The organism is Blautia sp. AM29-29 (assembly GCF_003480555.1).
Lineage (GTDB): Bacteria > Bacillota > Clostridia > Lachnospirales > Lachnospiraceae > Fusicatenibacter > Fusicatenibacter saccharivorans.
Window position 1 is genome coordinate 185,152 of the sequence record NZ_QUJD01000002.1, and the last position, 11,724, is coordinate 196,875.

Annotated in this window: 7 protein-coding genes, 2 pseudogenes and 2 riboswitches; of the genes and pseudogenes, 1 reads left to right on the top strand and 8 read right to left on the bottom strand. The window is 43.0% G+C overall.

The window, feature by feature from the left end:
- Nucleotides 1–270: 270 nt before the first annotated feature.
- The 8 genes and pseudogenes from DW769_RS02540 to DW769_RS02570 form a co-directional block, all read right to left on the bottom strand.
- Entirely contained in the window at nucleotides 271–1,602 is a 1,332-nt protein-coding gene (locus DW769_RS02540; RefSeq protein ID WP_242991147.1) for a response regulator, read from the bottom strand.
- A 176-nt stretch (nucleotides 1,603–1,778) separates the two neighbouring features.
- Nucleotides 1,779–3,065, bottom strand: a complete 1,287-nt coding sequence (locus DW769_RS02545) for a transporter substrate-binding domain-containing protein (RefSeq protein ID WP_117509698.1) — start codon at nucleotides 3,063–3,065, stop codon at nucleotides 1,779–1,781.
- A gap of 89 nt (nucleotides 3,066–3,154) precedes the next feature.
- A riboswitch (cyclic di-GMP riboswitch) is annotated at nucleotides 3,155–3,230 on the bottom strand.
- A 528-nt stretch (nucleotides 3,231–3,758) separates the two neighbouring features.
- Nucleotides 3,759–6,707 (bottom strand): annotated as a pseudogene (locus DW769_RS02550) (response regulator).
- Nucleotides 6,708–6,712: 5 nt separating this feature from the next.
- Complete coding sequence (locus tag DW769_RS16730) at nucleotides 6,713–7,654, bottom strand: hypothetical protein (protein WP_242991142.1); 942 nt, start codon at nucleotides 7,652–7,654, stop codon at nucleotides 6,713–6,715.
- Nucleotides 7,651–8,562, bottom strand: a complete 912-nt coding sequence (locus DW769_RS16735) for an ABC transporter substrate-binding protein (RefSeq protein WP_242991143.1) — start codon at nucleotides 8,560–8,562, stop codon at nucleotides 7,651–7,653. Before DW769_RS16735 ends, DW769_RS16730 begins: the two co-directional genes overlap by 4 nt.
- Before the next feature lie 88 nt (nucleotides 8,563–8,650).
- Nucleotides 8,651–8,726: riboswitch (cyclic di-GMP riboswitch) on the bottom strand.
- 134 nt (nucleotides 8,727–8,860) lie between these two features.
- Nucleotides 8,861–9,106 (bottom strand): annotated as a pseudogene (locus tag DW769_RS02560) (helix-turn-helix domain-containing protein); the annotation flags it as partial.
- Nucleotides 9,107–9,164: 58 nt separating this feature from the next.
- The gene (locus DW769_RS02565) at nucleotides 9,165–10,088 is read right to left on the bottom strand and encodes a SufB/SufD family protein (RefSeq protein WP_055219683.1); all 924 of its coding nucleotides are present in this window, start codon (nucleotides 10,086–10,088) and stop codon (nucleotides 9,165–9,167) included.
- Nucleotides 10,088–10,819: an ABC transporter ATP-binding protein gene (locus DW769_RS02570; RefSeq protein WP_055265841.1), complete on the bottom strand. Its 732-nt coding sequence runs from the start codon at nucleotides 10,817–10,819 to the stop codon at nucleotides 10,088–10,090. The genes DW769_RS02565 and DW769_RS02570 overlap by 1 nt, the downstream gene beginning before the upstream one ends.
- Before the next feature lie 230 nt (nucleotides 10,820–11,049).
- Between DW769_RS02570 and DW769_RS02575 the strand changes: the two genes are divergently transcribed.
- Nucleotides 11,050–11,706 (top strand): SDR family NAD(P)-dependent oxidoreductase, encoded by a 657-nt coding sequence (locus tag DW769_RS02575; RefSeq protein WP_118749914.1) that lies wholly within the window; start codon nucleotides 11,050–11,052, stop codon nucleotides 11,704–11,706.
- Nucleotides 11,707–11,724 lie beyond the last annotated feature (18 nt).

Below are 11,724 nucleotides of genomic sequence, written 5' to 3' on the forward strand. Positions count from 1 at the left end.
TGCATATGCAGTCTGGGGAGAAAATATCATACACACGCATACAAAAGCCAGTAATACTGCCACATATTTCTTTGCTCTCGAAATCATATTAAATCTCCTGTCTGTCTGTCTGTCTGTCTGTCTGTCTGTCTGTCTGTCTGTCAAATATATTTCTCTATACATCTCCTTGTCAACCTCCTGGTTTAACAAAATTGCACTGCCGCATCAATATCTTCATCTGAATCTGCCGCCCTGACCGGGGCTGCCAGAAACACAACACAAAGAATTTTCTTACTGCATTTTTTGTTTTAAAACCAATAGCAAAGTGTCCTCTATTTTTTTACTGTCAATGGGTTTTGCAATATGTGCATTCATTCCGGCATCTATGCAGTTCCTGATATCATCCTGAAATGCATTCGCTGTCATCGCAATGATGGGTATCTCTTTTGTATCTTTACGGTTCAATGTTCTTATCTGTCTGGCTGCTTCTAATCCATCCATTACCGGCATCATAATATCCATAAAAATAAAATCAAATCTGCCTGGAACTGACTGAGAAACAATATCCACAGCCTCCTTGCCATTTTCTGCCGTAGTCACAACCATTTTTTCATCTTCCAGCAGCATTTTTGCAATTTCCAGATTTAGCTCATTATCCTCAACTAATAATACACTCTTCCCCGACAGATCAGGCTTTTCCACTTTTTTTTGCTGTTCCTTCTCAGCATTATGATCAATCTCAAGTGGTATCGTAACGGTAAACGTTGTACCTACATTTTCTTTACTTTCCAGTTTGATTGTTCCATTCATCCTGTCCACAATATCTTTTACAATAGAAAGTCCAAGTCCGGCACCACTATATCCATTCGTTGTTTCTTTTCCTTTCCGGGCATAGGATTCAAATGCATGTTTCTGAAATTCTTCGCTCATACCAAGTCCCGTATCGGAACATACAAATTCAAAAACTGCCGTCTTGTCATCACTTGAAATCTCATTGAAATACAGGCTTACTTTACCACCTCTTCGGTTATATTTAACGGCATTTCCGGCAAGATTCATAAGAAGACGGTTTAGATATTCCTCACTGCCAATAACATATCTGTGATGAAAAGTACTCATGGAAGCTCCGCCTTCAAAGCGGATACCATACTCCTTTGCATTTGTCTCAATAATCGAAATCTGTTTTACGAGCATTGCAACCAGATCAAATGGCTTGTTTACCAACTGTAATGTTCCAGATTCTACTTTTCCGATATCCAGAGCATTATTTAGAAGGGACTGCAGATAGTCCATGGATTCCATTACCTTTGCTTTACATTCATATAATCTTTCTTTATCGCCATAATAACGCTCTGATATATTGATCATCCCAATAATTCCATTTAAAGGTGTCCGGATATCGTGGCTCATCTGTCTCAAAAAATGTGTCTTTGCACTGTTCGCCTTTTCTGCCTGCTGCTGTGCCTCTTTTGCCTTTTTCTCTGCAATTCTGGCTTTTCGGAGGAATCCAAGTATCAGTATCAGCACGATCAAAAAAACAGATACAACAAGCAACATAAAACTCCAGAAATTGTCCCTTATAAACTCCTTTACCGTAACTTTCTTCAGATTACTGTCATACATATACACAGCATTGGAGAATTTTGAAGCAGACATTGTTTTTATCGTCTTATTCAGGACAGACAGCAGCATGCTGTTTCCACGTCTGACTGCAAACGACACCATACCGTACTTTTCCAGAAAAACACTGTACAGTTTATTATCATCGGAATATTGTTTCAGCTTGCCTGAGGCCATAATCATGCAGTCTGCTTTTCCATTATATACAGCCTTTTTTGCATCCAGGTAGCATATTCCTTCACATGCCACTGTGGATAATTATAGGAAACATAAGACTTCAAATCACTCTCTTCTCTTGGTATCGCAACCGTATTTTCAGCATTTTCATCAAAACTCTTTTTAACCGTTACAGCCGCCATATTATACTTCCAGACAGTATCTGTCAGATCATAGCCCAGGTCTTCGGCAGCATTCGTATTTTGCATCACATGAAAAATCATATCAATTTCTCCATCATGCAACGCTTTTTGCATATCCTCTTGTGAATCATACCCCTTGATATTAAATTTCAAAGTCTGCCCTTTCAGGCAGTTTTGTGCAAGCTGGATGTAATCCGTGATCAGGCCGCTCACTTTTCCGGTTTCTGTATCAAGAGTACTGACCCCGCCATCGTTTATCAAATAACCGATTTTGATTTCTCCATGCTCTGACAGCCATTTTTGTTCTTCTCCCGTCAGAAAATATACACTGGCCACTGACAGAAACTGCTTATGCAGTTCATCTGCATAATAAGGATCATCATCTGTGATCCTTCTCATAGCATTATCCAGCTCTGTCTTTAAATCAGAATGACTCTGGCCAATCGCAAAATATATTTTTGAACTTCCGAGATTCGTTAAGGCCACCATTCCGTACCCACCCAGACGGGAATCCTCTAACGATACAAAAACGTCAATTTCTCCGTCTGCAATTTTCTTCAAAGCATCTTCATTATTTGAAACATTGACATGCTGTGTATGCAGATCATATTTCTTTTCCCACTCGTTCAATACCATTTCCGACAGGTAACCCATAAGCACCCCAATCTTTTTCCCATTGAAAGATGCAGTGTCAGAGGATGAGATGTCTGTATGATCGGGTTTTACGTAGACATAATATCTTTCGTCTCCCATTGGAATAGCGGAAAAAAGCATAGTCTCTGCCCGTTCCTCCGTATAAGAGATTCCTTCTATCATATCCAGCTCATCATTTTTTAATTTGTCAAAACAATTTTCCCATGTACAATCTACATATTCATAGTTCCACCCGGTATAACCTGCGATTTTCTGCAGATATTCATAGCCGTATCCGCTTCTTTTTCCATTTTCATTTATCTTATCATATGTATCATCCGGTACACCAATCCTGACAACTCTCTCTTTCTGATTTTCTGCTGCAAAAGCATAAACCGGACAGATTGAAAAAAGGATGCAGCTGCACAATACTAAAATGATACCCCTTTGCAATACTGATTTATTTATTTTCATATTTTTCTCTCTCCCAGTAAAATTATTATAGTTACGCCTATGAAATAACACCACAAAAAAACACTGTCAGACAGACAGTGCACATCATTTCATGCAGCTGGCTGCCATTTTAAAGGCCCTGTAGCTTTGCGTCCCAGACTTTCATCTGGTTTGCCGATTTCCTTATTATAGCTTTTAAACGTATGTAAAAAAACTAGTTTTATTATACTATAGCGCTTTACTGTATACAAGAAAAACATTGTCGTATTAATGTGCAAAAACAAAAAAGAACAGCCGATACATATACTCGAACTGTTCTTCTACTTCCGAAGTCCACGAAGCATGGACATTACTGTTACCTGCTCATTCACCTTCGCCTGCACTGCCGGATTTTCATAAAACATGGGTTACATTTCCAGACTCATCCCGCTTTTTTACAATAAAAAGCATCCTGTGCCAGCTGCCATCACACATCCTGTATTCTGTATAAATACATTCTTCCGTCTTCAATCTGGCTGAAAGTGTAGAAACACCCGAAATGGACGTATCAGCGGACGATATTCCGGTGCAACCATTGTATCACAAAGCTGATACAGTTTCTCCGATACACAGCCTCTGTTTCCTGTCTGCTTTTCCCATGCACCTGGAAGGCTCCTGATTGCCTGATTTCCATTTCCCTCTTCTACCTTGTGGGTTTTATGATGTTCCAGGCGCCTAATCCAGATTCTTTTGTAACGTATCAATCAATTCTTCAATAATTATTGGCTTGGATAAGAATCCATCCATACCGCATTCCAGAACTTTCTTTCTGTCCTCATCAAAAGCATTAGCAGTCATGGCAAGAATGGTAATTCCCGACAGTGCCGGATCAGTAAGCGCACGAATCTGCCTGGTAGCCTCATATCCATTCATTACAGGCATCTGCACATCCATCAGTACCAGATCATAATCCTCCGGTGTTGAATTTTTAATTTTCTCCACTGCCTCTGCTCCATTTTCTGCTGTATCAACCAGGAATCCATATGCTTTCAGAATTTCCACTGCAATTTCACTGTTCAGTTCATTATCTTCCACAAGAAGTATACGCCTGCCTCTGAAATCTAAATCTGCTGCCGGAAGAATCTTATCCTCTGCCCGGGCCTGTTTCTGACCGATGGCAGCCATCAGAGTCTCTCTGATATCTGACATAAACAGAGGTTTCGCGCAGAATGCAGTCACTCCTGCAGTTCTGGCTTCTGTTTCGATATCTGACCAGTCGTATGCAGTCAGAATAATGATCGGCGTATTGTCATCAAGACTCCGGATCTGACGTGTAACTTCAATTCCATTCATATCCGGCAGAAGCCAATCGATGATATAAGCATGAAATGCATCCCCCAGCTCCATTGACTGTCGTGCACGGAGAACAGCCTCTTTACCCGAGACTGTCCATTCCGAACGCATTCCAACCTTTACAAGCATCTTTGTTACACTGTCACAGGTGTTAAAGTCATCGTCTACAACCAATGCCTTAAGACCCTCTAGTTCCGAAATCTTCTCTATGCAATGATGCTCAGGCTGAGTCCGAAATGGCAGACGGACTATAAACTCGGTGCCCTTGTCCTGCTCTGTCTGAACCTCAATAGTACCGCCCATCATATCCACGATGTTCTTGGTAATGGCCATTCCAAGTCCCGTACCCTGAGTCCTGCTGACTGTAGAAGTCCGCTCTCGCTCAAAAGGAGAAAAGATCTTCTGTACAAATTCCTGACTCATTCCAATTCCGTTATCCTTTACCCGAAATTCATACAGTTCGCTGCCTTTTGCTTTTCCCGGGTACTGTCTGAGACGGACAGAAACGGTTCCGCCTGCCGGAGTAAACTTAACCGCATTTGACAAAAGATTCAGCAGTATCTGGTTCAGCCGCAGTTTGTCACAATAGACATCCTCATTCGTAACATCCATGGCATCCATATAAAGCTCCAGCTGCTTCGCATGAATCTGTCCACTGATGATCGTCTTCAGATCATGAAGCACATCCGACAGACAGACTTCTGTTTCTTCCAGATGGATCTTTCCGCTCTCAATCCGGCTCATATCCAATATATCATTGATCAGTGAAAGCAAATGCTTACTGGAAGAAAGAATTTTGCCCAGATAATCCTGAACCCTATTTTTGTCATCAATATTACTTACAGCCAGTGTCGTAAATCCAATAATCGCATTCATTGGTGTCCGAATATCATGAGACATATTGGAAAGAAAAATACTCTTCGCCCTATTTGCAGTCTCTGCCGCATGGACTGCCTCAGAAAGAGCCTGGTTCATTTTCCAGTCAGAGGTACGGTCTGACATAACCAGAATATATTTCTTTTCCCCGTTTACCTCACTTCCCATTGCAATATTATGAAACCAGCGCCTTTCCCCTGTCTTCTGATGTATAGATTCAAAATCCCACTCCTGCTGTTCATGAACCGGAATTTCTTTCAGATGATTCTTCTGCGAGTCTTCGGAATCTGCAGGGTGCAGTTTTCTTAAAACACGAATATCCTTGCGGATCTGTTCTACTGTAATACCCAGCAGTTTTTCCGCATTAGGGCTGATGTAATCCGTCTGATATGTTTGGGCATCCAGCATCAGGAAAACGTCATCCACATTCATGGAAAGCTTTTGAAACAGCTCATCACGGTACCGGATCTCCGCATCCTTTCTTCTGAGATTTGTCCTGTTTTTCTGGATAATAAGACTGATAAAAAAGGCAGCAATGCAAAGTACAACAGCTCCAACAAGAAGCATCGTGGTAAACTGCAGATTATTCATACTGGCATTGACAATATCAGACTGGACAAGTCCCAGAAACATCCAGTCCTGAATATCCGATTTTTCATAGACCAGATAATAATTTCTTCCATCCAGATTCAGCAACATCGCATCAGTATGTCCCGCTTTAAACTTCTCCAAAAGGACATTGATCTCTTTTTCAGACATATCAGAATGCCTTCTCAGAAAGCCGAAGAAATTATACACGTTCCCCCATAACTCGGAAGAATGAGCAATTACAACACGACCATCCGAATGAACAATAAAACTCTGAGCATTTCCATGGAAAGCAGAAATATCCAGCACATCTACGATATCAGAATTTTCATAAGCAATGGCAATTGCATCGTATTCAAATCCCTGATAAATTCCATGAGCCTCAGGTGTGGCAAAAACAAGCTGCTGGGATTTTCCGGGAACTGCTACATTCGCGATCACATCTTTTCCCTGCCGGATCTCCTCTTCAATATTTTCCTGCAATCCAAGGTACCCAGTTTCTCCTGTTACCCTCTTATAGTCTCCGACCGCTGATAGAAAATAGAAGTCTAAAAAACCTGCATCTTCCTGTGCTTGCTCTATATAATCAAGGATTTCGCTTTCACCAGAGATATTCTGCAGATTTTCACCCTAAATATGGAGGTAAGTCAGGTTCTTATTTGTCAGTTCTCTCAGCATCTGATCAGACTGATGAAAAACTTCCGTCAGATGAGAAACACTTTCCTCATAAATAGATTTCGACATAAACTTATAATATCGGAAAACAGCCAGAACAACTCCTATAAAGAGAAGAAGAAAGGCAACTATTCTCAATCCTTTTTTCCTGACAGGTTTCTTTCTATTTCTATTAGAATTCTTAACATCCATTCTTCTCACCTCAGGGTTATGTAATCTTCAGCTTCTGCAAGAACGGCATTGCCACCTGAAACATATGCTGTCCAGGTATCTTTCACAGAGGTAGCTTCTCCATCAAATATCATATTTTCATCTACAGGATAAGTTTCCATATGCTGCGGTGTGGCAAGACAGGTCACCGTGAAAGCATCCTCATCCCGAACTGCCTTTCCATCCTTTGTAACTTTACTTAATGTATAGCCATCTTCCGTTTCATTAATTTCCACAGAAATACCACTAACCACTGGCAAAGAACCACGGTTAAACGGAATAAATCCTCCCTCATAGCCTTCTACAAAGTTTTTGATCATTTCTTTCAGCTCAGCCCCACTCATCTTGCTGCTGTAAGCCGCCAGACCATTTGGCATGATCATGTCACCTGCCATTTTTTCTGTGTAGCCGGCTTTCAGCACATTTCCCGTAAAGCTGTTTCCGGTTACGATCAGCACATCTGACCCATAGATGCCACGTAGCGTGTTTGCCATAACAGAATATGCTGCATTTCCTCCACTGCTGTGGAAACGGTTGGAATACGACTTCTGTGAATCCAGCACGATATCCTCAGAAGCAGTTTCTTCCTCAAGAAGCTGAGAATTAAATGACTGGTATGCCTGCCCTGCATCGTATTCTCCTAAGATCATCTTCGAAACCACATCCTTGGAAACAGAGAAAAAGTCATTTGACGCAATACGGATATACATATGGTTTTCTTCGATCACAGGTTTTATATCTTTCAGATATTCCGTAAGCTGCATATCCACCTCCTGACTGTAGCTTAACAGATCCTGTCCATCATAAACAATCCTGTTCTGCGCATCCTCTGAAAACATTGTATCCAGTACCTCCATTGCTTTCTTTCTGCGTGTTTCATCCTTTGTCAGATCACGGTTTAAGGCCACCTGGAAATATGGCGTAGTCATAATCCACTTTTCACCGTTCTCCTGAAAGAATGGCAGGAATGTTGTGTTAATGCCCGATCCTGGAACATTTTTACACCGGAAGAACTGCCAAAGTACATGGCAAGCTTGCTACTTTTGTACATCTCAACAATATCATCATAATCCATATTCAGATCTTCCTGACTAAGCCCTGTATCCTGAATAAACTGTTCCATACGTTCAAAAGCCTCTGGCCAGACGGTATCGTCCAGACCTTCTCTCTTTGTATTTTCCGGGTCACTGTAGACCGTCCGCCACTTGCGTCCTTCCACAGAAGACAACTCTGATATAGACAGACCCTGCAGTGTTTCCATACAGGTATAATCATAAGAATAGTCTGCCGTAAATCCACGAACACCCACTTTGTCAAATGCCTGGCAGGCGGAAACAAAACTCTCGTAATCTGTTGGCAACGGGATACCATACTTTGCAAAAAGATCTTCGTTCACTACAAAACCATGTGCATCCGCACACACAGGAAGCCAGTTTACGCTTCCATCCTCGTTCCTGAAATTGCTAAGGTAGGTATCATAGACAGCACCTGCCGCATTGGTTGTGGAAAGGTCCATCAGACTGTCTTTCAGGGGACTTGCATCATGCAGGGAAAAACGACAGCAGGTTATAATATCCGGCAATCCACCGTTTTCATCAAGAAACTTATAGAAATCCAGATCATTATTCCCTACTACAAATTCAACATTGATATCCGGGAGCTGTTCCTGGATGTATGGTGCATATTTTTCATACAGGTTTGTGTTCCATAAATACACCGTGATGGTTTCTTCGTCTTCTTTTTTTGCACTCTTCTCGCCACATCCTGACAAAAGTGATAAAGAGGTCACCATCACTAAACATACAGACAAAACCTTGCTCCATCTTTTCTTTTTCATTACAAGTCCCCCTAATAAAATTTATTATTGTCACGTCTATGAAATAACACCACAAAAAAGCACTGTCAGACAGACAGTGCACCTCATTTTATGCAACTGGCTGCCATTTTACAGGCCCTGTAGCTTTGCGTCCCAGACTTTCATCTGGTTTGCCGATTTCCATATTATAGCTTTAATACTTATGCAAAAAACTGGTTTTATTATACTATAGCACTCTACTGTACACAAGAAAAACATTACCGTTTTAACGCCAAAAAATAAAAAAAGAACAGCCGATACATATACTCGAACTGTTCTTCTACTTCCGAAGTCCACGCAGCATTGACATTACTGTTTCCTGCTCATTTGTACTCAGATCGTTCCATATCCCTAGAACTTCTTTCTGTTTTTCTGTCAGATTCTCTGAATTACCTTCCTGAAAAAACTGCGATAATGTCACGCCCAAAGCTGCACATATTTTTTCAAGTGTGATCAGCGACGGCAGGTTTTCCTGCGCCATGATTCTTCCCAGTGACGACTGGGAAATTCCTGACAGCTGCGATAATCTATATTTAGTGTCTGCTGATTAAGTTGCAAACACTTCTCTTGTTTCCTTTTTTTCTTCAGCTCAGGAAGTTTTCAATAATGACGTTTTCCGCCTCCGCTTCCGTCATGCCGAGCGTTCTGAGTTTCAACAGCTGCTCGTCATTGATCCGTCCGATCGCCGCCTCGTGGATGATTGCCGCATCCACATGTTTTGCCTGGATCTCCGGAATAGATCCGACCTGTGCGTGATCCATGATGATAGAATCGCACTGGATATGGGCGTGGCATTTGTTTTTGCCGACTGCCTTCGGATGGAAGACCTGGGAGGAATTGCCCTTTCCGACAGAACGTGAAATAATCTGTGCGGAAGAACCGCTTCCGTTCATACATACTTCAATATCCGACTCTGCCTTCTGGTCACCGTCTGTCATCAGACGTTCGAGCACGAACAGTTTGGAGTTTGCATCCATCACAACATTCGTCGTACGAATTGTTGAGTCAACGCCCTTAATCTGTACGGTATCCAGCGTAAAAACGGAATTTTCTCCGATTTCAATATTTGTCACCGGGTTCAGAATCCGCTGTCCCGTTCCGTTTCCCTCTCCGTAATGCTTTTCCTCGTAGCGCACGTTGGCATTTTTTCCTACATGGAACGTATGGATACCGTCGTGCCGGCTGTCGTTGCAGCCGCCGTTGTGAATGCCGCAGCCCGCTACAATCGTAACATCGGCGCCGTCCGCAACGTAGAAATCATTGTAAACAAGATCCGTCATACCGGAAACGCTGACGACAACCGGGATAAATACTTTTTCGCCTTTTGTCTCGCCGTCAATCAAAATATCAATGCCCGGCTTATCCTCTTTTTTGCGGATTTTGATATGTTCACTGTCACCATGGCAGAGCGGAATGCCGTTCTGGCGGAGATTGTATGCCCCTTTCTGCTCAAATCCCTCGCTGATCTGATTTAATACGCCCTGGGTTGTCTCATCTACCTGTACCATCAGCATGTGCCTCCTTCCTGGCCGCACATCCGGCCTGTTTTCTGCTGGAACAGGGTCGGCAGTACGTCTTCCTTTGTACCGTATTCTTTCACCTGGCCGTCCTCGATCACCATGATCTTGTCTGCCATCTGGATAATGCGTTCCTGATGGGAAATGAGAATCAGACATTCTTTTTTCTCTTTGTGGATTTCTTCAAACCGCCTGATCAGCATGGAAAAGCTCCACAGGTCAATGCCGGCCTCCGGCTCATCGAAAATGCTGACCTTATGCGGTTTTGCAAGCACCGTTGCGATCTCCAGACGCTTCATCTCTCCTCCCGAGAGCGTACCGTCCATCTGACGGTTCAGGTAATCGGCAGAGCAGAGTCCGACGGCGGAGAGGAGTTTACAGCTCTCGGCTTCCGTCAGTTCTTTTCCGGCTGCCAGCGACAGCATTTTTTTCACCGTCATTCCTTTAAAACGCGGCGGCTGCTGGAATGCATAGCCGATGCCGGCGTTTGCACGGTGGTCAATATCATAACCGGTAATATTTTCCTCATCCAGGAAGATTTCTCCGCCATTGGCGTCCTCAATTCCTGCAAGCACTTTGGCCAGCGTTGATTTTCCGCCACCGTTCGGTCCTGTAATCACCAGCATTTCCCCGTCCTTTACCTCAAAACTGATGTGGTTGACGAGGCAGCGTTTTCTTCCCTCTTCGTTTACTTCAAAGGTAAGATTGTCTACTTTCAGCATATTTGCACCTCTTTTGTTTTCACTCTTTGCAGGGATAATCCCCCTTTCAAAAACTCTACTCCTTCTCCTAAAATCTGTCAATTATTTGTTGTGGTTTTGAGAGACTCTTTTGTTTTATGCAGTGATTTTTCCCGTAACATTTTCTTTTCCTGCATTCTTTTTCGTTTCTTCTGGATCGCATGCTGTGTTTGCGGTATAATGAGGGTAATATTTCATCGGGAGGTTATCGTATGCGTGTACTTATTACAGGAACCAGCTCCGGAATCGGAAAGGCGATTGCGGAGAAATTTTTAAAAGAAGGCTTTGATGTTACCGGATTTGACCGGAAGGAGGCTTCCATCAGCCAGGATTCGTATACTCATTTCTGCCTTGATATCCGCGACAGGGAACAGTATCCGGCGCTTGCGCCTTTCGATATTGTCATCAACAACGCCGGTGTGCAGAACGAGGATGATATTGATATCAATTTAAAGGGAACCATCGCAATCACAGAGGCGTATGGCATTCATGACACCATCCGCGCCGTCCTTATGATCGGCTCGGCCAGCGGCCATACCGGAGCTGAGTTTCCGGAATACACGGCAAGCAAGGGCGGTGTGCTCGCCTACACGAAAAACGTGGCACTCCGCATTGCACCGTATGGCGGAACGTGCAACAGCCTTGATTTCGGCGGCGTACTGACCGAGTTGAATCTGCCTGTCACAGAAGACCAAAAGCTCTGGGATCAGATCATGGATCTGACACCGCTGAAACGGTGGATGACCGTCGAGGAAACGGCGGACTGGGCGTATTTTATGACCGTGACGAACCGGTTCTGCACGGGACAGAATATTCTGATCGACGGACTTGAGGCGGGAAACGCACACTTTGTGTGGCCGGATGAATGATTTGTTAATTTCCTGTAC

What these genes read in the sequence shown, in the direction of transcription:
- DW769_RS02540 (WP_242991147.1), bottom strand. Translation starts at nt 1,602, where the DNA reads ATGTATGACAGTAATCTGAAGAAAGTTACGGTAAAGGAGTTTATAAGG.
- DW769_RS02545 (WP_117509698.1), bottom strand. Translation starts at nt 3,065, where the DNA reads ATGAAAATAAATAAATCAGTATTGCAAAGGGGTATCATTTTAGTATTG.
- DW769_RS16730 (WP_242991142.1), bottom strand. Translation starts at nt 7,654, where the DNA reads ATGACTACGCCATATTTCCAGGTGGCCTTAAACCGTGATCTGACAAAG.
- DW769_RS16735 (WP_242991143.1), bottom strand. Translation starts at nt 8,562, where the DNA reads ATGAAAAAGAAAAGATGGAGCAAGGTTTTGTCTGTATGTTTAGTGATG.
- DW769_RS02565 (WP_055219683.1), bottom strand. Translation starts at nt 10,088, where the DNA reads ATGGTACAGGTAGATGAGACAACCCAGGGCGTATTAAATCAGATCAGC.
- DW769_RS02570 (WP_055265841.1), bottom strand. Translation starts at nt 10,819, where the DNA reads ATGCTGAAAGTAGACAATCTTACCTTTGAAGTAAACGAAGAGGGAAGA.
- DW769_RS02575 (WP_118749914.1), top strand. Translation starts at nt 11,050, where the DNA reads ATGCGTGTACTTATTACAGGAACCAGCTCCGGAATCGGAAAGGCGATT.